General features: G+C 46.0%; 18 protein-coding genes. 9 read left to right on the top strand and 9 right to left on the bottom strand.

What is annotated here, in order from left to right; genetic code table 11:
* The coding region (locus NHN17_RS20415; protein ID WP_255044475.1) for a transposase at window positions 1–553 on the top strand (553 nt) is incomplete at its 5' end.
* Window positions 554–1,390: 837 nt separating this feature from the next.
* On the top strand, window positions 1,391–2,707 hold the full coding sequence (gene ltrA / locus NHN17_RS20410) for a group II intron reverse transcriptase/maturase (RefSeq protein WP_255044474.1): 1,317 nt from the start codon (window positions 1,391–1,393) through the stop codon (window positions 2,705–2,707).
* A 517-nt stretch (window positions 2,708–3,224) separates the two neighbouring features.
* On the opposite strand, the gene NHN17_RS20405 is transcribed toward ltrA, so the two are convergent.
* The 6 genes from NHN17_RS20405 to NHN17_RS20380 form a co-directional block, all read right to left on the bottom strand.
* Window positions 3,225–3,863 carry a glutathione S-transferase family protein gene (locus tag NHN17_RS20405; protein WP_255044473.1) on the bottom strand — a complete coding sequence of 213 codons (639 nt, stop codon included), beginning with the start codon at window positions 3,861–3,863 and terminating at the stop codon, window positions 3,225–3,227.
* Window positions 3,864–3,887: 24 nt separating this feature from the next.
* Window positions 3,888–4,499 carry a LysE family translocator gene (locus NHN17_RS20400; protein ID WP_255044472.1) on the bottom strand — a complete coding sequence of 204 codons (612 nt, stop codon included), beginning with the start codon at window positions 4,497–4,499 and terminating at the stop codon, window positions 3,888–3,890.
* 15 nt (window positions 4,500–4,514) lie between these two features.
* Window positions 4,515–4,832 carry a DUF1330 domain-containing protein gene (locus tag NHN17_RS20395; RefSeq protein WP_255044471.1) on the bottom strand — a complete coding sequence of 106 codons (318 nt, stop codon included), beginning with the start codon at window positions 4,830–4,832 and terminating at the stop codon, window positions 4,515–4,517.
* A gap of 267 nt (window positions 4,833–5,099) precedes the next feature.
* Complete coding sequence (locus tag NHN17_RS20390; protein WP_255044470.1) at window positions 5,100–5,507, bottom strand: GNAT family N-acetyltransferase; 408 nt, start codon at window positions 5,505–5,507, stop codon at window positions 5,100–5,102.
* A gap of 326 nt (window positions 5,508–5,833) precedes the next feature.
* Window positions 5,834–6,550: a FadR/GntR family transcriptional regulator gene (locus NHN17_RS20385; RefSeq protein ID WP_255044469.1), complete on the bottom strand. Its 717-nt coding sequence runs from the start codon at window positions 6,548–6,550 to the stop codon at window positions 5,834–5,836.
* A 185-nt stretch (window positions 6,551–6,735) separates the two neighbouring features.
* Window positions 6,736–7,416 (bottom strand): oligogalacturonate-specific porin KdgM family protein, encoded by a 681-nt coding sequence (locus tag NHN17_RS20380; protein WP_255044468.1) that lies wholly within the window; start codon window positions 7,414–7,416, stop codon window positions 6,736–6,738.
* A 439-nt stretch (window positions 7,417–7,855) separates the two neighbouring features.
* On the opposite strand from NHN17_RS20380, the gene NHN17_RS20375 reads away from it, so the two are divergent.
* From NHN17_RS20375 to NHN17_RS20365, 3 genes are read left to right on the top strand one after another with little or no spacing between them, the layout of a single operon-like run.
* Entirely contained in the window at window positions 7,856–9,631 is a 1,776-nt protein-coding gene (locus tag NHN17_RS20375) for a sodium:solute symporter family protein (RefSeq protein WP_255044467.1), read from the top strand.
* Between the two features lie 15 nt (window positions 9,632–9,646).
* Complete coding sequence (locus tag NHN17_RS20370; RefSeq protein ID WP_255044466.1) at window positions 9,647–10,903, top strand: alginate lyase family protein; 1,257 nt, start codon at window positions 9,647–9,649, stop codon at window positions 10,901–10,903.
* 56 nt (window positions 10,904–10,959) lie between these two features.
* A complete protein-coding gene (locus NHN17_RS20365) occupies window positions 10,960–12,603 on the top strand; it encodes a polysaccharide lyase 6 family protein (RefSeq protein ID WP_373689583.1) in 1,644 nt (547 codons plus the stop codon).
* A 176-nt stretch (window positions 12,604–12,779) separates the two neighbouring features.
* Here NHN17_RS20365 and NHN17_RS20360 read toward each other — a convergent pair whose 3' ends face one another.
* Entirely contained in the window at window positions 12,780–13,358 is a 579-nt protein-coding gene (locus NHN17_RS20360; protein ID WP_255044465.1) for an outer membrane beta-barrel protein, read from the bottom strand.
* Window positions 13,359–13,702: 344 nt separating this feature from the next.
* Here NHN17_RS20360 and NHN17_RS20355 point away from each other — a divergent pair, with 344 nt between their 5' ends.
* Genes NHN17_RS20355 through NHN17_RS20340 form a run of 4 tightly spaced genes read left to right on the top strand, consistent with a single transcriptional unit; the run spans window position 13,703 to window position 20,403 of the window.
* Window positions 13,703–16,039, top strand: coding sequence for a hypothetical protein (locus tag NHN17_RS20355; protein ID WP_255044464.1), 2,337 nt, complete (start codon window positions 13,703–13,705; stop codon window positions 16,037–16,039).
* On the top strand, window positions 16,033–18,444 hold the full coding sequence (locus NHN17_RS20350; protein WP_255044463.1) for an integrase: 2,412 nt from the start codon (window positions 16,033–16,035) through the stop codon (window positions 18,442–18,444). The genes NHN17_RS20355 and NHN17_RS20350 overlap by 7 nt, the downstream gene beginning before the upstream one ends.
* A gap of 11 nt (window positions 18,445–18,455) precedes the next feature.
* Complete coding sequence (locus NHN17_RS20345) at window positions 18,456–19,055, top strand: hypothetical protein (protein ID WP_255044462.1); 600 nt, start codon at window positions 18,456–18,458, stop codon at window positions 19,053–19,055.
* Window positions 19,042–20,403 (top strand): tyrosine-type recombinase/integrase, encoded by a 1,362-nt coding sequence (locus NHN17_RS20340; protein WP_255044461.1) that lies wholly within the window; start codon window positions 19,042–19,044, stop codon window positions 20,401–20,403. Before NHN17_RS20345 ends, NHN17_RS20340 begins: the two co-directional genes overlap by 14 nt.
* 423 nt (window positions 20,404–20,826) lie before the next feature.
* Here NHN17_RS20340 and NHN17_RS20335 read toward each other — a convergent pair whose 3' ends face one another.
* Together NHN17_RS20335 and NHN17_RS20330 are read right to left on the bottom strand one after the other, a co-directional pair.
* On the bottom strand, window positions 20,827–23,931 hold the full coding sequence (locus NHN17_RS20335; protein ID WP_255044460.1) for an efflux RND transporter permease subunit: 3,105 nt from the start codon (window positions 23,929–23,931) through the stop codon (window positions 20,827–20,829).
* A complete protein-coding gene (locus tag NHN17_RS20330) occupies window positions 23,928–25,250 on the bottom strand; it encodes an efflux RND transporter periplasmic adaptor subunit (protein ID WP_255044459.1) in 1,323 nt (440 codons plus the stop codon). The genes NHN17_RS20335 and NHN17_RS20330 overlap by 4 nt, the downstream gene beginning before the upstream one ends.
* Window positions 25,251–25,433 lie beyond the last annotated feature (183 nt).

The raw sequence follows: 25,433 nt of genomic DNA, 5'->3' as shown, positions 1-25,433 counted from the left end.
GGACTTTGGTTACCGTAGGCCGCCTCGCACCCAGAATGCTATCAAGAAGAAGCACTTTATCTATAACAAAGAAACAGACACTTACCTGTGCCCAAATGGCCAGGAACTTATCTATAAAACCACGTCAAGAGAAGGCTACAGAGAATACCACTCGGCCCCCAAGGAGTGTGAGCTCTGCTCGATGAGAAATGACTGCACCCAAAGCAAAACAATGAAGAAGGTGATAACCCGGCATATCTACGCGGAGGCTGTGGAACGAGCAAACAAAATACGGCTGACACCTTATGGTAAAAGGACCTATCGGCGAAGGGGAGAAACGGTAGAAAGAAGCTTCGCAGATGCTAAACAGCATCATGGTCACCGATATGCACGGTTCCGGGGGTTGAACAAGGTGCAGATGCAATGTTGGTTGGCCGCTGCTGCTCAAAATATCAAGAAGATGGCCTTGGTGCTGGGCTGCTTACAGAAAATAGGCCTTATAAACGCTCTAATTAGGCTATTACGAGTCAATATCAGGCGAGAAGAGCAAAGGAGCCTCCAACCGAGCTGGTAGGTAAAAAAATCGCGATCGCGGCCTACGGCCGCTCTCTAAAAAAAAAAACACTTAAAAAGTGGGGTTCGTCAGCAATCTGAAGCCGGGCTTGCCCGGCTTTTTTGTTTGCCCAGCGAAGCTGGCAAACCCGTCAGGTTGCAAGAAACCTGAATCACCCTGACTGAGGGGAAGATAATCCGACTGGCAAGGGCGTCACTGGCCAACGGTGGGGTCTGAAGGAAGCCATAGGAAGTTAGAAGCACATAACGTAAGTGAACCTGTTTCGGCTTGATAGGTGGGTAAGCGTGCGAAAAATCGCGAAGCCCAATACTCAGTTAAACCTGTTAAGTGCTTGAGGATGGCGTTTCTAACCGGGAGCTAGTGCAGTAACTGGGGAAGCCTGGCACCGTATCCTGTAAAACAGGAGCTGACAGCACAAGAGGAGACTCAAGTCTGGCAGTGGTGTGAGGTGGCAGATGAATCCGTAGTAGTGAATAAGGCTCGGCCTGTGAAGCCCAGTAATGGTGTGGAGGGTAAAACCGAGCTGACCATCAGCAACGTGTCTGATGGGGCGTTAGCCTGCCAAAAGCAGCTAGCGTCGCGAAGGGAGGAAGCATACTTTAAGTCTGTGATGAACAGATGTTTTTTTTTCAGAGGTACACAAGCCGGTTAGCTATCGGGGTATTCCAATTCGGTCACCTTGGGAACAAGGCACTGATGCGAGAAACCGTACACGGGAGTAGCTTCGACCCGCCTTAGTAGATTGCCAGCGAGCTAGAACGCTAAGCACCAAAGCGAAATAAACCAACTCTGAAAAGGGAACATTGTCCCCACACAGCACACAAACCACGAGGAAAGGTGAGAGTCTGTTACAGTCTGTATGGTCACCTGCTAAGTAAAGAGCGGCTATACAAAGGATTTAAAAAGGTGTGGAAAGCAAAAGGCGCGGCCGGAATAGATAGGCAGAGCCTGAGCGATTTCGCCTCAAATCTGAGTGATAACCTTGCCCAACTTCTCCTCGAACTCCAAACCAAGCAGTATCGGCCTCAGCCAGTCAGACGGGTAGAAATACCCAAAGACGATGGTGGAGTCCGGCTGCTGGGTATCCCCACCGTGAGGGATAGAGTTGTCCAACAAACCTTGAACGACCTACTAACCCCAATCTTCGAAGAGCAGTTCCACCCATCCAGCTATGGGTACAGACCTCGACGGAGTTGCCACGATGCCATCAACAAAGCCAGCATGTTCACCCGGCAATACGGAATGCGACATGTTGTGGATATGGACCTGTCCAAATGCTTCGATAAGCTCGACCACGACCTTATCCTCAAAAGCATCCAGAGACGAGTTCGAGATGGCAGTGTGCTGGAACTTATCAAGCAGTTCCTGAAAAGCGGAGACATGGTCGACGGGCAATGGCAAGAGACAGAAACAGGGAGTCCGCAGGGCGGCGTGATCAGTCCGCTGATAGCGAACATCTACCTGGATGCGTTCGATCAAGAGATGAGAAAACGCAACCACCGGATAGTCCGCTATGCTGATGACATCCTGATCTTCTGTCGGAGCAGAGCCGGCGCAGAGAATGCGCTCAGGCAAGCAACGAAGATACTGGAGCAAGAGCTGAAGCTGACCGTGAACCAAACCAAATCCCACATCGCACACAGCGATGGCGGGGTGAAGTTCCTTGGGGTTGAAATCGGGAGTCAATACACCCGCATTCAGGTCAAGAAACTGGCAGGGTTCAAGGGCAAGCTCAAGCAGATGACCAAGCGGAATGGCGGAAAGCCATTATGCACAGTCATCAAGCAATTGAACCCAATACTTAGAGGGTTCAGTCAGTACTTTCGAATAGCTAATGCCAGCAGGGAACTCAAGAAAATAGCCGCATGGCTAAGGCGCAGACTGCGGAGTATACAGCTGAGATTATGGAAGAAGCCAAGACGGCTGCATCGTAGGCTGAGGCAGATGGGCTACAAGCCCCCGTTCAAGCTGATAAATATGACCAGCTGGCGAAACGCAGCGAGTCCACTGGCAAGTTACGCGATGCCAAACAAATGGTTCGACGAACTTGGTCTGGTGAATCTTGAGCATGTAAGGACAGGGTATGTGTTCAGCGCAGAGCTGAATAGAGGTATGCAGGAGCCGTATACGAGGTCCGTACGTACGGTTCTGTGAGAGGGCTGAGGCGGTAACGCCTCACCCTACTCGATGCGTCTATGACCTGAGTGTCGCCAGAGCCGCCCTGATTGGTTAAGCTTGGCTTGAAGCTAGGAGGCGGAAATGCGCTAGTGCTTTTGTATTATTAATGGGTGCTGTGGTGACATTCAATATCATAAAAACAAGATCTAGATCACGATTTAATAATGGTTTTGTTAATAAATGCAAATTATAACGCTTTGTCGTTTTGGGTATATTGTATTACAAAGGGCGTGATCTTATAATGAGCTCATCAATCGAGATAGCCGTTCCTCAAATGGCTACCCTGAGACTGACTTATTATAACAACTACTTCCTAACTTAAGCTTTGCCTTGTTAAACAGCGCTCTAGGACGGAGCGCTATTTTTTTGCCTGCAGTTCGAGGCTGTTTGCTTGTTATCCCTTTCAAATCATTCTTCTCAAGAGCATTCTTGTTGTTATTTTCTGATCCCGATGGTAACCGCAGTTAAGCCGCTGTTTTAATCAAAAGTGATGTTATTGAAACGGAGATAGATCTATTTTTTCTATTTTACACACCGAAGTTACTGTTGGATGTTGTGACAACCGCTTTAGGTAGCCTGCTAAATGGGAAAAGTGCAGCGGTGATTTCTTGATAGGTAAAGACCACTCGGCCAGCATAAACAAGAAGAAATCACAGGCAGTGAGTTTTTCACCTAACAGGTATGTTTTGCCTGCTAATTGTTTATCTAGCACTGCCAAAGCATCGGCAATGCGATCATCTTGCGCCGCAATAACATTGGGAATGGTCTTTTCGTCATTGGTGTGGCGGTGAGGGTAGTAGCGAACCATCAGCTCGGCCTGTAGGGTGTTGTTTAGGTAGGTTAGCCACTGGAAAAATAAAGGGCGTGCTTTATTGCCTAGTGCCGGTATTAAGCCATATTCTGGATGTTGCTCACATAAGTGGATACAGATGGCCGGGCTTTCAAAAAGTGCTATGCCATTATTGACCAAGGTGGGGATCCGGCCTGCAGGGTTGAGTTTTAAATAGTCTGGCGACTTTTGTGAATTAGACTGCTTGTCGACTAACAGTAGTTCGTAGTCGAGCTTCATATGGTGTAGCAGAAAGTGGGGGGCGAGACTTGCATTGTTGGGGTAGTAATACAATTGGTACATAAAGTTCTCCTTAATTAACGGGCCTTAGGTAAATGGTTTAATAAGTTCTCCTATAACGGGTAAAACAGAGAATACCAATAAACCAGACATTAAGAAATTGAACCATTTGCGATGGTGTTCATGGTTTAAATATCGCTTCAGCCATGTGCCAAAATATAGCCAGATCCCCACGCAAGGAAAAGAAACGATTAAAAATGTACCCGCGATAATGAGGGCCTGAGCGGCAAACTCACTGTTGGAGGTCGTGAAAGCGGCTATAGCACCAGTTGCCACGACCCATGCTTTGGGGTTGACCCATTGAAATAAAGCTCCGTTGAAGAACGATAACGGTTCTGGTTGCTCCTTGGTTCCCAATCCGTCACTTGAACTTGAAATTAACCATGCTAAATACAGTAAATACAGCACACCAGATATTTTGATAATGGTGTGTAAATGGGGAAAGAGGTCAAAGACCTGCCCGAAACCAAATCCAACGATCAGCAACATAAAAGCAAAACCGAGGCATATACCACATAACACAGGTAAGCTTTTTTTTACCCCAAAGTTTAATCCAGAAGTCATAACCAGGATGTTATTGGGACCTGGGGTTGCTGATGATACAACAGCAAATAATATTAATGAGTATAAGTAATTCATTACCTAATTATGCTCCTAGGGTATGCTGGTTTCTATATTTAACAGCCCTTCTAGTCCGGCTTCCCGGTGGGCTTTTAATGCAAGGAATTCTTCAGATGATGTCATTTCTAATAGGGCTTTTCTTGATGGATATTTTACAATAACGAATGCATCCCATAGCTCATCAACCTCATATGCTTCTTTACCTGATAATGTTGTTTTTCGACCGTCTGGATATACCGCTTTTTCACGAAATTTAAAGAGATTCAGCAAGTGGATTTCTCCGGAATCAGACTCGTTGCCGAGTCTTTCTATTTGCTTATCTGATGGGGTTAGCTGATTTATAACTTCCATATTCACTCCAACAAGTTGCAGATAATTCTCTTTTTGGTTTGTATTATTGCCTAATATGAAGAGAAGTGACTGATAGGTAAAGGTGAATGTCAAAATGTTGGTTTATTTTGCGGCCAATATACAATTAAACCTTATAGTTAGTATTGTGATGCGTAAATTAACAATGTTGGATAATCATCGACTCTTATTACAGTCATTAATATATAGCTCTATGTACTACTTATTGCTGTATTAACTGACAGAGCACTTAACTCAGGCTACCAAGGCTCAGAGCTCAAGGGTGTAACGTAAAGAGCGCTTCTCGAAACCTTGTTTAGCATAGAACTCTTGGGCCTGATATCGGCTCAAAGATGTCGTCACCTCAAGCAGTTGGCAAGCATGCTCTCTCGCATGGTTTTTAGCCGCTTCAATCAGCGTTGAACCGATCCCTTTGCGTCGCTTATCTTTATCAGCCATTAAGGCTGTGATTCGACAAATACGTTCGCCAGTGGGAAAATATGGGAAAGTGATCAGGGTCATCACCCCGTATAAGGCTTCCCCACCATCGAATACAAAACTGACTTGGTCAGTTTTATCTAGCATGGCATCAATAGTGGCTGGACTGGCTTGATAGCCGAGTTGTTTGAGCAATACGCAAATTGCTGGGCCATCTTCCATAGTGGCGTGTCGGACCATACTAACTCCAAACTCAATGATTCAATTCAAGCTTAACAGATAGATATGACAAGTTTGTGGAGTAATACCAATCTGGATAAGTAGTTGATCAAGTATTCGCACTGGAAAAATCGTTGTTATCAAGGTAGAGATTGCAGTAACTAGTGGCTCTAATTACAAAATATCTAACGCAGAGAACAGCGATTTTAACCTGCAAGACTGATCAAATATTTATGTAGGTTGGTATAATAGATATGCTGAGTTGGAGGAGGTGATAAGAATAACCGTATATAGCCAAGCGACTTAGGGTGCCTCTTGGGTATATACAGTTAGCGGTAGGTGGCTAATTACGCGACTTCGCTTGGCAAACGGTGTTTCTCTTCCTTAAGCAGGAACTGAGAAGCAGAACGTGCCTTATCGGCGTTACCGGCCATAATCGCATCGTAAATTGAACGGTGCTCATTAATGCACACGCCACCATCTTTGGATGAGTGGTGAATGAAGCTCATGAAAATGGTCGCCATGACATTACCGAAAGGCAGGTAGAAGTCGTTGCCTGTTGAGAAGAAGATCAAGCGGTGGAAATTCATATCGACTTCAGCCCAGCGAGCTTGGTCAAAGTCAGCAGCAATATCACACATCTGTTGGAAGGTTTCAGATAGTTCGATACGTTGCTCTGCAGTGGCATTACGGGCAGCTAGCGCGCATGCTTCTGGCTCGATAGCTTTACGTAAACCGAGGAACTGGTGGTAGAAGACTTCGGCATTTTCCAAACCTTCCATCCACTCCAGTAGTTGTGGGTCTAGGAAATTCCAGTTAAGGCGATCAACGACTTTGGTACCGATCTTCGGTTTAGATTCAAGTAGACCTTTTGATGTTAGAAGTTTAACGGCTTCACGCAAAGCGGTACGGCTGATGCCGAATTGTTCACAAAGCGTCATTTCTCCAGGGATCACTTGGCCTTGCGCTAGCTGGCCAGAGAGAATGCGACGGGCGATTTCGCGGGCTACCTGAACGTGCAGGCTGCGTTTGGATCCCGCTATCACGGTAAAACTAGAAGACATGTTAATCCTTGGTTCGATAACTATATGTATGACTATATGACTACAGTATACTAGATTTTGCGTTTTTACTTGAGCAGTTTCGAAATTGTCATGCAAAAAAGCCGACTTTCGTCGGCTTTTTATCATAATGAACTTGCCGTTAGGGGGCAATATTAGCTAATGGCTAATATTGCATGCCTAAATTATTAGAAGCTGTAAGTAATACCTACACGGCTACGTAGTTCGCGGTCGTCTTTGCCATTATCACGGGTGTAGTTAACATCACCGAATTCAACATATGGGCTCCAAGCGCCTGGACGGTAGCGGATGCTGATGTTGTTTTCGTAGTTGGTGTCTTTGCCGTCGTACAGCTCATAGCCTTCAGCTTTGTAGTAGTTCATTTCAAGACCAAACTGCCAGTCATTAATGCTGTAGCCAACGTTACCCGTTACACGGTGGCGCTTTTCTGTGCTGTCACCATTGCTGTAGGTTTTGAAATCATGGCGGTAACGACCGCTCAGTGTCAGGCCTTCTACTTGTTCAAACGCATAAGTTAGACGAACCTGCGGCTTATAGGTCATACCGCTTTCACGGCCCTCAATTGGCATGCCTGGCTGAAGTGTCCAGTTACCATTACGGAAGCGGTATCCCCAATCAAATTCCCAGCCGTTATTTTTCAAGTCTTCCATAAACTTGCCATTGGCACCCTTGAACTTCAGTTCACCGCTGAAATAAAGATCACCAATGCTTTCGTTGATTTTAACGCGGCTAGCATGCTGCTCTGATTTTCCTTTGTATTCGTGACGGAAATCGATTGAAGCGGCGCTGACCTGGCCTGCAATAAGAGCTGAACCAATAAGTAGCATCAGGGGAGAATGTTTGAACATAGTGTTTTATTTCCTGAATTGTAGGGCGTTCTTAATAAAGTAATACAATAGTATTGTTTTGTTCCTTGCCGTCAATCAGGGGTTATTAGTAATTGTGATCATGATCTATGGTGATCACGATCACGGTTTATTGTTCAATATGATTTAATTCAGTAGTTTAATTACATTTATTTGGCTGTTTTGAATATTTTCCTTAAGGCTGTAAACGTGAAACAGATCAAAAAAGTATGACATTTTGATTTAAATCAATTTGTTTTAGTATGATGCTAGCTGCACTTGGTTATTTTAAGCTATTGATTTAAATTAGTTAAATTGATTTGTGTTATTATTGGCTTAAATTTATCGTGATCGTTATCTCGATTAATGAATATTGTAGTACAAGAAAGTGGCTGGGGTTTTTATAGTATAAGCAAATTACTACTCAAAAGGACTCCCTTCGATGGATCTTAATATTATGATCGTCGGCATCTACTTTTTGTTTCTAATTGCAATTGGTTGGATGTTCCGCACATTTACAAATACCACCAGTGACTACTTCCGTGGGGGAGGTAGCATGCTTTGGTGGATGGTAGGTGCATCTGCATTTATGACCCAGTTCAGTGCTTGGACATTTACTGGTGCGGCGGGTAAAGCGTACGATGATGGTTTCGCTGTTGCGATTATCTTCCTAGCTAACGCTTTCGGTTACTTGATGAACTATCTTTACTTCGCACCTAAGTTCCGCCAAATGCGAGTTGTGACAGTTATTGAGGCTATCCGTCTACGTTTTGGCAAGAACAATGAGCAGGTCTTTACTTGGTCAGGTATGCCTAACAGCGTTATTACCGCGGGTATATGGCTGAACGGCCTGGCGATTATTGCTTCTGGTATTTTTGGTTTCGATATGACCATGACAATCGTTCTAACGGGTCTGGTTGTACTCATCATGTCTGTAACGGGTGGTTCATGGGCAGTTATTGCCTCTGACTTTATGCAGATGGTTATCATCATGGCTGTAACCGTTACCTGTGCGATTGTCGCAATTATCCAGGGTGGTGGCGTTGGCGAGATCGTTAACAACTTCCCACTGGAAGAAGGTGCTTCTTTTGTTTCTGGTAACAACCTCAACTACCTAAGCATCTTTGGTATCTGGGCGTTCTTCCTTTTCTTCAAGCAGTTCAGTATCACCAACAACATGCTGAACTCATACCGTTACCTAGCGGCCAAAGATTCTAAGAATGCGAAAAAAGCAGCACTGCTAGCTTGTATCCTGATGACAATGGGTCCACTAATCTGGTTCATGCCTTCTTGGTTCATCGCTGGACAAGGTGTTGATCTGGCTGCTCAATACCCAGACGCGGGTTCTAAAGCGGGTGATTTTGCCTACCTATACTTTGTTGAGCAGTATATGCCTGCTGGTATGGTTGGTCTGCTTATCTCTGCGATGTTTGCCGCAACTATGTCTTCTATGGACTCAGGCCTTAACCGTAACTCAGGTATTTTTGTTAAAAACTTCTACGAGCCAATCTTACGTCCAAATGCGTCTGAAAAAGAGCTGGTGGTTGTTTCTAAACTGACATCTACTTTCTTCGGTATCGCAATCATCCTGGTTGCCCTATTTATCAACTCACTGAAAGGCCTAAGCCTGTTTGACACCATGATGTATGTGGGTGCGCTTATCGGCTTCCCAATGACGATTCCTGCATTCTGTGGTTTCTTCATCAAGAAGACGCCAGACTGGGCTGGTTGGGGTACGCTGGTTGTCGGTGGTATCGTTTCATACTTCGTTGGTTTTGTTATTACCGCAGACATGATTCAGAGCTGGTTCAACCTTGAGCCGCTAACAGGCCGTGAATGGGCTGACCTGAAAGTGGCTATCGGCCTGATTGCTCACCTGATCTTCACTGCTGGTTTCTTCATCCTGTCGACTGTGTTCTACAAGCCGCTTACGGAAGAGCGCCAGAAAGACGTTGATCGTTTCTTCAACAACCTAGCAACACCGTTGGTTGCTGAATCAACTGAACAGAAGAAGCTAGATAACAAACAGCGCCGTATGCTGGGCTCACTGATCGCGACAGCGGGTGTGGGTGTGATGGTCATGTTTGTCTTGCCTAACCCAGTTTGGGGCCGAATGATCTTTGTTCTGTGTGGTGCAATTGTTCTGGCTGTTGGTTTGCTACTGGTTAAAGCCGTCGATGAGAAAGTCGAAAATGGCGCAGAGCTCGCGGCTGAGTAGGACTAAGGAGTGAGCATGTTGAAACGTACGTTAACCTCAATGGCGATTGCCGGTGCACTGTTTGCTGCTCCTGTGTTTGCTGCTGACGGAACGCCTAACACCGTTTTCTTCGATGCTGATTTGATTGCCGAAAGCAAGGCACGTATCCACAATGATACGGCTACCGAGGAGGCGCAGGCTAGTTACCAGCGCCTGCTGGATGAAGCGGAAGCGGCAATGAAAGTTGGGCTCTTGTCGGTAACCGACAAGACTCTGATGCCGCCAAGCGGTGATAAGCATGATTATTTCTCTATCAGCCCTTACTGGTGGCCGAACGAGAAGACTGAAGATGGTTTGCCTTGGGTTCGTGATGATGGCAACACCAATCCGGACTCGAAAACGGATGCGACCGATTCAGTTCGCATTGGCTTGTTCACTCGCTCGGTAAGAGCATTGGGTGTGGCGTACTACTTCTCGGGTGAGGAAAAGTACGCCGAGCAGGCCGCGGACATGTTACGTCATTGGTTTATCAACCCAGAGACACGCATGAACCCGAACGTGCGTTATGCGCAAGCGGTTCCTGGCGTTGATGACCAGCGCCGCAGCGGCATGATTGATTCGCGCAGCTTTTCTGACCGTCTGGTTGATGCCTTGGCGTTGATTGAACTGTCTGAGCACTGGACCGAGCAAGACGATACGGCAATGAGGGCTTGGCTCAACGATTTCCTTGACTGGTTGATCACTTCCGAGCAAGGAACGGCAGAGCAGTTTTCACCGAACAACCACGGTACTTGGATGCAGGCGCAGATCGCTGGTATCGCTTACTACCTTGGTCGCGAAGACATTGCCAAGATGACCGTCGCGCAAACTAAGTGGCGGATCCGTGAGCAGCTTGATAGCAAGGGTACCCAGCCAGAAGAGCTGGCGCGTACCCGAGGTTATCACTACAGCTACTTCAACCTGGATGCGATGGCATATTTGGCGCAACTTGGTGACAAGCTAGGTGTCGATATCTGGAACCATGATTATCGTGGTCGCAGCATGAAATCGGCTATCGACTATGTCGCGCAATACCAGCGTATCGAAGATTGGCCGCACGCTGACAACGATGTGAAGAAGGGCCGTTTCCAGACTTACCGTATGCTGACGGTATATCGCAAGGCTGACTTAGCTTGGGGTACTGACTACTACGATCAGGTTATCGACAAGATTGGCTTTGAAAATGCCGAGCTAAATAACCTGTCCCAAGTGTGGGCAGAGCGAGACGCTTACCTGCTATATCCAAAACTGTAAACCTCTCCCTGTAATTCCCGGGCGGCAATCCTGTCGCCCGGTATAAGGAACATAGAATGAAAAAATACACGCCTATCGCGCTGGCATTGCTAGCTGCGCTGTCTTTTAACGTCCAAGCTTCGACCCAGGATGCAAATGCACCAGTACCGGTACAATTACCTGAAATGACGGTTGAGCCCTCTGTTGCTGAAGTGTCACTGACATCCTTAACTGCCGAGCAGTTGGTTGAAGCCGCAAATCGTGAAGTGGTTGATATCGCAAAAGTTGACGTTGTGAGCAAGCCAGCGGTTGAGGCGTTGAAGCAACAGCTTGAAAATGCTAAGCCGGGTGAGGAGATCACGATTGCTCCGGGTCGCTATGCCGACTTGGGCGTGGTCGAGCTAACCGCTGACGGCATTACGGTGAAGGCTGAGCAGCCGGGGACAGTATTGTTGACTGGTTTGGTTCAACTAGTGGTCAAGGGTGACGATATTACCCTAGATAACCTTGTGTTTACTGAGGGTGGCCCGGCAGAGCGTTTTGGTGGCGTACGTCTTGAAGGTATGCGTAATATACTGCAGAACTCAACGTTCTACTACTTCAACGATGATTACGCGTACGAGCCGGACGAAAGGCGTAGTGAGTACCCACGTTACCTATGGGTGTCACTTTGGGGCAAAGATGGCAAGGTCATCAATAACCGCTTCGAAGGCAAGCACAAACGCGGTACCTTGATTGGTATCCAGAAGAACATTGACGATAAGGCGGATAACCATCTTATCGAAGGCAATATTTTCTACTCTCAGAAGAAAAACCGCTATAACGAATTAGATATCAAAGAAGCGATCCGCTATAACGGCAATAGCTGGGAAGCGATCCGTATTGGCGACTCGAAGAGCAGTCAGTGGCCATCGCGCACCCAGTTTGTGAATAACTTGCTGGTGGACTCGGATGGTGAGCGTGAGCTGATCTCAATTAAATCGAGTGAGAACCGCATTGCCGGTAACACTATTTTTGAAAGTGCCGCGATGATTTCACTGCGTCATGGTAAGGCCAATGTGGTTGAGAACAATGTGATCATCGGTAACAACAAACAGGACACTGGTGGTATCCGTATCTACGATGAAGATCATGTGGTGCGCAATAACTACCTTGTGGGCTTGCGCGGATCCGGTGGTCAGATTGCCGGTAATGCCGATGTGCGTGGTGGCGTGGTGATCAACACTGGTATTATCGATGTAAAGAACAATGAAAAGCTTGATGAGTCTGTAAAAGGCAAAGAGCTGAACAAGCAGTGGACGCCGAAGAACGTGACGGTGGAAAACAACACCATGGTTGATGTCGAGTTCGGGATGGTTCATGGCAATCAGGGTCACCGTGTCAGCCTGTTCGATAACAGCGAGGTAGAGGCTATCTTCACCGGCGATCACATCTCGTTCAGCAGCAACGTGGTGTACAACGAAGGGGAAGGATTGCAGGCTCTGCGTGCCGACCCTGCGACCCCGTTAACAAGTCCGACTTACCGCGATGAGATCTACTTTGGTCAGGTACATGGTATTGATGGTGTTCCAAAAGGCGTTTCTCAGCAGAAGCCAAACTACATCAAGGTCGGCGACTTCTACCAGTTCGCTGAAGGTGGTGCAGACGTGTCAAAACTTCATGTACTGACGGCTGACGAAATCGGTCCAAGCTACCGTTTGCAGGTTGCTCCAAAGAGTTAGACTTCTAGCTTGCTAGTTTAACGTCATTGTTAATGGCGCAGTCCGGCCCGTACATATTCCAAGGTTGTGTACGGGCTTTTTTCTGTCGGCACCAATTATACCAACCTACATAAATATTTGATCAGTCTTGCTGGTTAAAATCGCTGTTCTATAAAGAATTGGCGGCCTGTTTGTGATTATAACTTTAGGCCGACAGTAACAGCGATTTGGTTTGGCTCGTAACGGTAAGGACCCACATCAAGCTTCATCACTTCGTTAGACACATTAATGTAGAACATGTCTGCCGTCAGGCGCATACCAATACCGTAATAGGTGTTGGTATCAGAGTAATTGGTAGAATAACAATATTTGCTCGAACACCAATTGTCATCTTCAGTTGTGCGATGAAAGCCCAATGATACGTAGGGCTTTAATGATACGCTTGGGCTAAGAGGGAATGCATAGCCTAAGTCCGTCCCAAGCTTAACAGTGCTGTAATCCACAGATCCTCGGTAGTAGTCAAAACCTGATTCTTCATAAGAAAGGTTAAAGCCCACAATGCGGTTGAAATCGAAACCCCCTTCCAACTTGAAGCCGGTATCAGTATCTATGTATTGATCAGACAGATAAGAGATCCCCAAGCCAACACGCGGCCCCTGATAAGCGTTAGGACCGCCATGATGATAATGGTGGTGGGTGTGATGCTGATTAGCGCTGGCGAACATTGGAGCTGTGGTCAGCATGGTTAGGGCGGCGGTTGCGAGTAACTTTTTCATTGTCTGTCTTACTGTCAAAGTGGGAAGCGGGACGATTATGGAGGTGAAGACGCCGTTTGTAATCAGTGAGGAAGCTGAAATCACAGAAAGCTGACAAAAAGGTCGTTTTTTTGCAGCATTTAGCTGCTATTTCGTGCTGGATGTAAGCAAGTGTTTCTTTATGACGATTGGATGTTTTGTTTTCCTGTGGGGCATTCCTAATCCCAATTATCAAATTACATCATTTATGTGATATGTCACTGTAAAATAATATAATTTAATCTTAAATAACCCTTAATTTATTTTGACAACTTTTATTTTGACAACTAATCGTTAATGTAGTCGTCAATCTTTGGGGTTTGATTGTGAATTTTAAAATGCTAAATGAGCTCTCTTTACTAAATAATGCACTGTCAGCCGAATACTCTAACTACCTAACATCTGCTGTTGAATCCTCAGTCGGTAAAACTTATAGACAGCAAATATTGAATGTTTATGCAGCCTACTGTTACTTGGTTGAACAAGTCAATTACACAGCATTGGAAATATTGAATGACTCAAACTCATTCAATGCACACGCCCAGTTGTCCATTGGTTTCATTTATGACTGCGATGATATCACTACCAAAAGAAAATATAGCCTGTGTAATCAATTCAAACGTCTTTTCCGCTACATTGCGCAGGATAAGCAATGTAGCTTTGATGAAATAAAGCTGTCGGATCGCAAAATCACAGAGGACGCTTCGAGATGCAGAGCTCAGTTTCAAAAGCTTGCGATAGATAAAACCAAGGCGCGTTATGTAGATGGCTGGCAGGTGGTATCAAAAGAAGGCAAAAGCGTCGAGGCTTGCCTTGATACGCTTTATGTGAACTTTGGTGAAGAGTTTGCCGATAAAGTCCATCTAGCTCTAGAAAACTATGCCTTAAAACAAAATACAATAACTACTAGTTACTTTATGGGCCTCTTCAAAATCCTTTTTGATGGCATGTCTACCGTTTATACCGAACGGGACGGGCTGACTGTAGAAACTCACCTGAGCCGCAATCATGTTCAGCTTTTCTTCCACAAGGTGTTTAAGGTGCTATTTGTGCGCTCACAAGCCGCTCTACACAGCCCAAAGAGCTTTCACAAACGATGGCGGAGCATGGTTACCTGTTACACAGAGTGCTTTATTAAGACAGGGGTTTTCGATGAACCCCATAAGCCGTTTATCGTTCCTGAATGGAAAGACCCCAAAGATAAAGCCCCCACATTTTCAGTCGGCGGCAATACGACACAGACGGAAAACAAGCGATGGTTTGGCAATATCCCACTGAAAATTAAAGATGAAGAGGCTGTCTCAATCATTCAGCAGCGTGTAGAGCGAGACATGGCGCACATCAGGTATGTGTGCCTTTCGAAGTTTGAAGAGCTTTTAGCGCGAGAGGCCAGAAATAAAGCTTTCCTAAAAACAGGCTTGGTAAAACCGCTGAGCAATAATGCAGGCAACCGACAATACGGGAACTTTGTCGGCTCGGATAAGCTAGACAATACCGTGGTAACGTTTTATGCACACGGTATAGGTGCAAAGGAAACCTATCCGACTTTTTTGGGCTTTTTGGGTGATACCCACCAACTTAACACTGAGTTAAACCTGCCCACCAAATCAACACTGAATGCTCTTTTAACGCTACTTACGGATGAGCACCCCTTGATAACACCTTCTTGGCTACAAAAGTGGGAGTTATTTGATAAGCATGGCAATATGGTCGGCTATAAACAGGTTGGTCATCAGCACATAGCGGTGAGTTACAAATCACGCAAAGGGGCTACCAACGCGCAGCAAAACGTTGTGCTCAATGAGTTGTCTAAGTCAGTTGTTGATTTCTTGATACAACACACTCACATGGCACGTGAATACTTAAAAGATAAGGGGGATGTCAATTGGCGAAAGATGATTCTGACCGCTTCCCATTCCCGTGTCACCTGTCCTGCAGACCTTTGCACCACGCTTCACTGTTCGAGTGAATTCGATGATTGGCTGCAAGATGAATCGCTCTTTGATAAAAGTAGCGATATCACGCCAGAGGATGCGCAAGCCATTTCTGACATTCATTCATTGCGCTCGATTAGGCGGCACCGGGGTTTCCAAATTTATCTGGAAACGCGCTCAATGGATGCGGTTGCCGAGGCGCTGGGTCATGAAAAGAAAGATGCAGATATGCTGACCTCTTATCTTCCTGAGCCACTGATGGACTTCTTTAATGCACGCTGGGTACGTCAGTTCCAGAATGCGATCTTGCTTGAAGCGATGAAAGATTCCGTGTACCGCTTTGACGCCGTTAATATGAGCGCTGAGGACATTGAGGAATTTCTCGAAAATCACGGTATCAGTAATATTCCAGAGCATTTAGACCACGGTTTTGCTCAGCCGGCCGCCACTGATAACGACCCGGAGTCTTTAGACTTCGACCAGTTAACCTACACCATTTCTACCTCTCTTTTGCAGTTATTAATGGCGATACGCCTTGTTGTTGAAGGTAGCGATGATGAAGATTCTTTTCTTGATATTGTTTCTCACTGGTATCAATCAGCAGTGTTTGTCTTAAATACCCTGAACTCAGGCAGGTACAGTGGTGACAAGGACTTAATGGAAATGCTTGATATTGCAACCAACAACAAACTGGATGCTGACTCAATCAAAGGGGCGTTGCTATGCTAAGTGTTGCTATCGACAATTCTGCTATTGCCAGTCTCATTGAAGACATCGTGTTAGACCATTCGCTGATGAACGGTCTCAGTGCAGACACGCTTGAGCAAATTATAAACTACTCAGCAGCTCATAATGATTATCGAGCCTTAGATATAATCACGGATATCCACACAGGCATCTACGGCTACGATGACAGGCAGCCAGACTGGTTAGAGTCCAGTTTCCCTGAACCCAAATGGGTATTAACACTCAATAAAACGCCAAAAACAATCCATTGGGACAGTGTGACCCTGGATGATGGGAAGAAACTCACTGACAAAAAGCACCAGAAGTTATTAAACAGTTTCAAATACTGGATCACAGCGGCAGATAACCCACTTGAAAACGGTGGAAAGATTATCAGCCCAACAGTGGCTTCTCAGAAGGTCAATAAGGTCATCGCCTTAATCAATGCTATCTTGCTGCACTCGACAGAATTAAAACTGGCAAAATACCATTTACTTAATGTCAATGATGACTTTTGGTTGAACATCCTGACGAAATACGCTGCTCACGGCGGTATTGAAGGGGTGTACGAGTTTGATAAGCGCACCCAGGCATTATTGAACATTGCCAGTCAGGGTGTAACAGAAGCCGATGCTCAAGAGCTTAAAGAAAAGTACCCCTACATTGGACGAGATATTGCCCAAGATGAGGTTGTCTTATCTTTAACAGCGAGAGAAAAGGCGTGTCATTGGCTGTTTGAGCAAGGCTACTATCATGAGAACATTAGCATTAAATACACTGGGAGTGGCGCTTTACTCAGGAAGCTGTTATTTGATGGCAAGCTGCTTTATCACGACATCAATATCCCTACTTATCCCGAACTGCACCTTAAAGGGCAAAATCGAACCTCAGAATATCGTGCGGTTGAGAATAAAGACACCTCATCAGGCACGAGTCAGCAAGCTATCTCGACATACATTGAAGTAATTCGACTGATTCACACCAACCTTGAGCGCGAAGATGCTGCAAGCCCATCAGTACTGTCTGAGCGTGTCAGCGCAGATACTGTTAGTGAGCTAGTTAGCTTTAAAAAAGTGGGACGAACTCGCACTTTGCCACCCAAATTTGTGTTTAATTTAATTGAACAATGTTATGAGTTTGCCAAAGAGCACCTACCTACAGAGGAAGGCGCTGTTACCTTACTGGACGAAACGTTAACTCTGCTGTCGAAAGCAAGGAGCAAATCTGTTGCAAAACATTCCAATCCACTTCGTCCACGTGTACGTAGCCGTGCTTGGGATGAAGAATTGCATCGAGACATGCCTGATTCGGAGCGAGGTTATTGGTTTCAAACGGAAGCAATCAATTGCCTGAGTAGTGAATATCTAAAAAAAGGAATTAAACAAGTTCAAGGCTTTGCTGATAGCGTTGAAAATCGCTTTGAGCGGATTCGAGCCAACGAAAGTTTATTCGACCTATTCGACGTGCTGCAAGGTGCTATACAAGTCTTGGTGGGCGTCATCATGGCCCGACGGCAAGATGAGTTAGTCAAACTGAAGCCTCATGGCAACCTCTCTCCCAACCTAGACCCTTTTTCGGATGAGGGGGCCAAGACAGAGTACAACCTGATATTTAAGGTAAAGAAAACAGGCTCAAAAGGGGTAAATGCCACCGTAGAACGACCAATCCCCTTATCTATCGCTAGGTTCATCTGGCAACTGGAGCAATTTAACATCAAAGCCAAGGAGTTAAATCTATCCAAAGGAAAACTGTCCCTGTTTAACAACTTAAATTCACAGAACTGCCAGTTAACCAAGACAGACCACTCGATTTACAACGTACATCTCGATGCGTTGTGTGATTACCTAGAAACGGACTTGGTAGCGTACGACAACGGCGAATACCGCCGTAATTACGTTCGTCAGCACCAATTCCGGCGCTTCTTTGCGATGGCATTCTTCTGGTCTAAAGGGTACGACGGTTTGGATGCCCTTCGTTGGATGCTCGCACATTCAGATATAGAGCACCTATACCACTATATCTCTGAATCAGAAGCAGGGGCAGCACTAAACGGGGCGAAGGCCAGCGTGATTGTTCGTGGTGTCTCCGATCCCACCTCTGAGCTTGCCAAGCTCGATGGCATAGAAGAGGTACGCAAGCTTATTGCTGAGCGACTGACAGGCGATAGCTCAACGCCTATCACTTTAGAGTCTCTAAGCGAGGTGGCAGAAGATTACGACGATGAGTCTTACCTAACCATCCCTCACATCAGCCAAATTCAAAAAGAGCAGGACATTGAAACCGAGGTTCTTCACCTTCTAGAAGAGGGGCGAATAACACTGGAGCCAGAGTTCTTTACCGTAGAGGGCTCTGACGGCAATACCACTCAAACCTTTAATCTTATTCTAAAAATCAAAGACCTTGATTAAGGATTCGGATAATGAAAGTTTTAGAGAAAAACCAAACCAAGGTACTTGAAACAGATAAGCTGTTAAGGGAAATCATCACATCACCCGCTGAATTTAAAGATGATGAAGAGCTGCAGCTGGCACTCAAATCTCAGTCGGCTATTGCTAAATATCAGAATCAGGAGCGGAGAATTGCCTCGTGCTCATTGAACACGCTCAAAAGCCTCTCAGATGCCCTTCTTGATAGGGGCTTCTTATCCCTAGATGAGCTGCGTATTAACGCAAAACTGGCGATAGAGGCCGCGCATCATGCAGAGAAAGGAAGTAAGGGCAACAAACAAACCGTGGTGGGCTTGAGGCATAAAGTAGATGAACTTCAGTCGGAGCTGGATGCTGCACAGCGAAGCAACTTTTTATTGACCGTGATGGTTTCTGAATTGCGCTCTAAGCTAAAGCAACTGGCGGTGCATGAAGGTACAGTGGAAGAGCGCCAGGAACTTTACCGGGTACATAATAAGGGGATTGAAGCCGAGCTGAACTATACGTTGGATGGGGAGCTTTTGAGTGCGAAGCTGAAACAATTCGCGGAGCTGGTTGAAACTTTGGATGGAGATGCTGATGCCGGTTCGTAAGCTAAAAGACTTTGAGCTATGGAGTCACCTTAATTTTGATGATGAGCTTGATTTTCGTACACCTTTAGACATTCCTTTCGTGACATACAGTAATCATATGCCTTGCTACGAAGCTAATGCTTACATCCATAAGCTGATACGGAAGAACCAAAAAAGAGACACAATACGTGGTTACGCGCACGATATTATTCACTTGGTGCATTTCATTGAAAAGCAGCCAACGTTGAGCCGATTTAGTCAACTTACCGACGCCACATTCACCCTGTTTATTCACGGGTTGCAAGCAGAGAGAACGCCTCTCGGTGAGCTGAAGCGCACAAATAACTCGGTGAGAAAGATTGCGCATACCTGCCTTGATTTTTTGCAGTCTGTCCAAGAATTTCATGATTTGAGTGCTTTTATTGGTGAGGATAAAGCGAATTCTATTCAAGTGCTCAAAAAGCCCTACAAGCGTAAGATGGAAGGTATCAAAGGGTATATTGAGGGTACCCAAACCACCCATACAGCGGTGCCAACAAAAGACGAAATCAAAAGTCGCCATCCTGTTTCAGATAAGGATGCCTTGCTTGTGTGGGATTTTATAAAAAATCAAAAAAACAAAGATAAACGCAAACGGGATATAGCGTTATATACAGCAATGGAGCAACTAGGTGCGCGTGTCACGGAGTTTCATTTGATTACAGTGACCGATTATATGGAAGCTAGGCGCACAGGGATGATTACCCTGACCACCCTAAAGCGTAAGGACGATAATACGACCCGAAAGGTTCCCGTACCTCACCTAGTTCTATCAGCGATTGCGGATTACATCAAAGTTCGCAAGAAGGTGATGAGGAAGAAAAAGGTCGATCATGACTACCTCTTTATCGGCTTAAAGACCGGTCAACCGTTCTCTGCCGATTCATGGTCAACGTACATGAACTTATGGAAAAAAGAGCTTGGTATCGAGGGTGAGTTGCATCCGCATCTATGGAGACACGCATTCATTACAGATAAGCTAAAGGAGCTTATTCTTGCCACTAAAGAAGTGAATGATAAAGATGATTTCCGGAAACATTTGCTTCATACTGAAACATTTAAAATGCAGCTTCAACAATGGACAGGTCACAAAAGACTTAGCTCTTTAGATGTCTATATTGACCTGGCTTTTGCAGAAATTCATGGCTATACAGAGGTTTACAATGCCGTTTCTTTGAAGTCGAGTGTTGACCTTGCTAAACGTCAGATTGAGATGTTAGAAGAACAGATATCAAGGAAGGAGCTAACATCTACCGCAGCACTCGTGGAAATCAGGAGTTTGCTAGACGCTTTTCAGGCTGATATCGATAAATGCATTGCCTCTTCGTGACAAAACACTTCGTGACAAAATCACACTTCGTGACAAAATGCTCGAAACTCATTTTTGGACAGAAGTGTTTCAGGGACTTTGCTACATTAGCGAAGTACGGATTAGCTTCTCTATCGGTGAACTCCAACTCCGTGCCCAAATTCTTGGGCCATCACGTAAACAGAGAGAAAAGAAAAAGAGCATTTCGTGTTCATGGTTGGGTGGGACCCATGTCAAGACAAAGGGAAGTGGCTCTAGTACTATCGAGCTGCCGATAGGTTTGGGTTATGTCACAAATATTGGCCGAGGTGTAATAGAAGTCAGATTAACAGTAAGCAAAAAGCAGCAGTCAGTGATAGGGTTTAATCGACAAATAAATCCTACACAAACTACCGTTTTCATGCCGGGCTGAATGACTCGGTTCAGCATGTACTCCCAAGGGCCTCAAAGGGCAGATTGAGCATCTTGTGCCCATTTGGTCAGCTTTAAATCGTCCAAAATAAGCAGCACGCAAGGCACAACAATTGACGCGAGTAACGTAGCCGAGACTAAGCCAAACGCAATACTGGCAATTAACGGGATCAGAAATTGCGCTTGCGTACTGGTTTCGGTTAACAGTGGAAGCAATCCTGCAAATGTGGTTAACGAGGTGATAAATATCGCTCTAAATCGGTCACGTACCGCCTCTCGACAAGCGTCTATCAAGCGCTCGCCTTGGGCGATATTCTTCTTAATAAAATTGACCAACAGAATGTTATCGTTAACGACGATACCCGCTAAGGTAGCAAAGCCAACCAAGCTTGGAATAGTCAAATCGAACCCCATGCCCAAGTGCCCCCATACCACACCAATCCAGCCCATCGGTATCGCCAGTAACACAGCGATAGGTTGAGTGTAACTTTGGAACAGGAACACCAAGATAAGATAGATCCCCACCACGCCAAGCGCAAAGAAGGTTGCTAGTGAGGAGCCTGTATCTGAGCTTTCTTTATCCTGACCTTGAGAGGCAAAACTGACCTCTGGGAATTTCTGTTGAATTTGCGGAACAAATTCACTATTGAACTGCAGCATGATTTCACGCGCATTGGCAACACGGGTATCGATATTGCCTTGCACAACCACAGTGTTCATCCCATTAATACGGTGAATTCGCGAGAAGGCTTGCTTTCTGTCAAAGGTCGCCACACTTGATAACGGAACAAGGGTTCCATTGCCTGCCGTCACCATCAAATTATTCAACTCATACAGGCTAGCTTGGTGCGTAAACTCATCCAATCTCACACTAATATCCACCAGCTCGCCTTGTTGGAAAACCGTCAGATCAGTACTGCCTTTGACCGCGCTGCGCAGCGTTTGAGCAATGTTGGAAGCATTCACCCCCATCACTCCCGCTTCATCTTTAAGGTTGACGTGAAATTCGGTTCTGCCCTCACGCAGATCAGTGGAGAGGTTATAAACACCGTCAAATCCTTTCAACCATTTCACAAGCGAGCGGCTGACTTGATTGAGCTGTTCTAACGACTCACCCTGAACTCGAATATCAATGCCATTACCAGCGATACCGCGTTCTTTATCGGTAAACTTGAGTGAAACCACATCGGCGGTTGGGCCTACTTTTTGTTTCCAAACTTGGATCAGATCTTTAATGCTCTGCTGTCTAAATTGCGCTGGCAGTAGATCGGCACTGACGGTTGCCATGTGCGACCCCGATTCATTGGCATCAGCATTTGAGTTGAACATGATGGTGGTGCTCGCGACTAAAGGTTTTGAGCTTGGGTATTTCTCTGCGTATTCTTGATTGAGTTCATCAAGCGCGCTCGCCACCTTCTCTACCACCGCCTCTGTCTGGCTCAGTAAACTACCTTGAGGGAGCAAGATACGCGCTTGCAGTACGTCACTTTCTAAGGCAGGCATAGCTTTGAATTTCAGCCAACCTGACGAAATGGAAGCGGTTGAAATCATCACCACCATCACCAATATCCCTAGTGAAAGATAAGGTGCATTCATCGCCTTGAAACTCACTGGCACAAAGAATCTGTCTCTGATATTTTCAAACCCAGTAATGAATTTATCTCGTATTGGATTGGAGCGAAACTCCGTATGGCTGTGCGCCAAGTGAGAGGGCAAGATCAAGAAAGCTTCTATCAGGCTAACGAGTAACGTAATCAATAATACGATAGGAATATAGCGTAGTACTTCGCCCATATTCCCTGTGAGAAACATCAGCGGCCCTATCACCATGATGGTGGTAGCAAACGATGCAATCACACCTGGCAAGACTTGCTTGGTACCTTCAACTGCAGCGTCAAATGCGGGGAGTCCTTGTTGCCTCTTGGCGGCAATGTTTTCTGCAATGATCAACGAGTCATCCATTAACAAACCAATCGCAACAATCAGCCCGACCAACGTCATCATATTCAGGGTATAACCGAGAAGTTGTATCGCAAAAATGGCGCCAAGGAATGAAACCGGCAGCCCCATGGTGACCCAAAAGCTAAAGCGAATATTAAAGAATGCCCACAACATCAAAAACGCCAGTGCTAATCCCTGCACGCCATTGCTGGTGAGGATTCTCAGACGCTCAATAATATTGGTGCTGGAATCTTGGGTGATGGTTAAAGCGACGCCTTGAGGGGCTCTCGCCTGTTCTTTTTCAACGATGCTGACGATCGCATCTTTGACCGTTAAGGTATCTTGAAATTGCGTTTTGGACACCTGAAGCAAAGCGGCACGTTGGCCATTGAACAGGATTTGATTTTCATCGGTAGTAAACTTCTGCTGGATAACGGCAACATCACCGAGGCGAACCTGAGTCCCCGCCTCACTGGATTTGATCACGATATTTTCGAAATCTCTGACGTTGCTGCCTAGGTGGTCGAAGCGGACACTGATCTGTTCCAAGTCATTACTAAATACACCAGCAGGAGTGCTGATACTTTGCTGTTGTACCAGATTGGACAAGTCAGACACACTCAGGCCGTACTGCTGCAACTTCCACTGCGATACGCGAATTTCTATTTCTTGATCCGCAAAACCGCTCACGGTCACCTGAGCGATCAATGGGCTCTCTTTTAACTTGTGCTTAATTTGTTGGGCATAGAGATATAAGTCCCTATCTGACATATTGCCGGTAATCGCGACACTGGCCACCGTTGCCACTCGGTCCAGTTTCGACACCGTGATCTGCTCAACTCGATCCGGAAAATCATTGATTGCGTTAACCTGCTGTTGAATATCGCTGGTTAAGGTGTCGATGTCTTCATCATCGCCGATTTCCACATTGGCGATGACCAAATTCTCTCTGGCATCACAGCTTAACTCTTTAATTCCACTCAGCTTATCGAGTGAATCTTCCAACGGGTAACACACTTCTTCCATCATCTCAAAAGGCGACGCGCCCGGATAAACGATCCGAACCTCAATATTTTTGGTCGGCGTCAGCGGAAAAGTGTCTTTCTGCAGTTTGGGCAAGGCAAAAGTCCCTAACAGCAGTACCGCCATCATCAGGACATTGGCGCCAGTGGCGTGGCGGGCGAAAAAAGCGATCATAGCTTGCCCTCTTTCTGAATCGTGTTTGCAGCTTTAGATCCGTTCTGCGTATCCAACCAAAGGCCGATTTTCTCATCCGGTTGCGGTTGTAAAGCCATCCCTTCAACGGCGGGTGAAAGTTTACTTAGTACAACTACATCACCGAATTCCACGCCAGATTTGATCACCGCAACCTGCCCTTGGACGAAATCAATCCTGACAGGTTTGCTTTTCAGTTTACCTTCAGAGACAGTGTAAACTTTACCGTCATGAATGGCGTTTATCGGTAGCAAGATTTGTTGCTCCATCATCGGTGCTTTAATCGTGACTTTAACGAAAGTCCCACGAATTAGCGGCGGTTTCGCTCCGGGAATAGCTTGCTGATAGGGCTGATTGACTTGTGCAACCAGACTTTGGCTTTGAGTCTGGGCATCGATTTCACCGCCGGAGCGGCTTACCTCGGCAGGCCAAGCGATCACTTTATCGCCAGCTTGGAGCTCGACTGTCGCGCTCAAGTTGCTATGCACATCTTCGTCAAGCGAGTCTAAACGATTGGAGTTTCTCAGTGGGCGCATTTTACCAAGCGGAAACTGTGCGCGTACCTCAACGGCATCGATGCCATCTGCTTTGAGCAGCAATTCCCCCTTGTTGACATACTCGGCGAGTCCAACCAACGTTTCGACAATACGAATATCAAACGGAGCTTTAATCACGGTTTGTTCAAGATCGCGGTTTGCGAGCGCGAGTTCCGTTTGTAATACCTTCTGCTGCGCTTGATTAATTGCTAACTGGTTTTTTTGAGTCTGGAGCTGTTGCTGGCTACTGAGTAAGTCTTTGGTCGCGCGGTCTTTCTCTGTTTTGGAGATATGCCCGGTCTCACTCAATTTGATCGAGCGGGCATATTCAGACTGTTGTACCTGAAACTCTTTCTCTGCAATCTTGAGAGAATCGATAATGGTTTGGTTTGTCAGCGTTAGCACTTCAAGCTCTGCCTGCAAGCGGGCAATGGTGAGTTGATAAGAGGCAGGATCGATTCTGAGGATTTCGCTGTCTTTACGAATAATATTACCGGTTTTGTATTGCTCGGAAACCCACACAACTGCACCGTCGAGCTCGGACTGAGCTTGCCAGTCTTGAGCGGGCTCGGTATGTCCATATCCGATGGCTGAAGGTTGGATATTTCGCGGCTCAACTTTCAGCACCCGGACCACCTTTTTAGTGGCAGCAGTACTCGCTTTAGGCGGTTCGGCTTTCATGCCCGGTGCCACGACCAATAGCGCGATGCCCAACAAGACAGGTGGAATAAACAGAGCCCTTTGTAACCAGCTATACCTAGTCATAGCGATTCCCTTACCATGTATATTAGCTTTACCTTAAGTAAAAATTAGCACACCAACATAAGCATGCTTTCTTCCTTGTTATCAAAATAAGTCAGGCCTCACAAATGTAAGCGGGTGTTTCTCCCCATATTCCGGTAATCATCAATGCCTGGTACTGATAAAGCTCCTTCATTAATGGAGCTT

This window comes from Photobacterium pectinilyticum, from assembly GCF_024357955.1.
Classification (GTDB): domain Bacteria; phylum Pseudomonadota; class Gammaproteobacteria; order Enterobacterales; family Vibrionaceae; genus Photobacterium; species Photobacterium pectinilyticum.
This window is presented reverse-complemented; position numbering and strand designations above follow the sequence as displayed.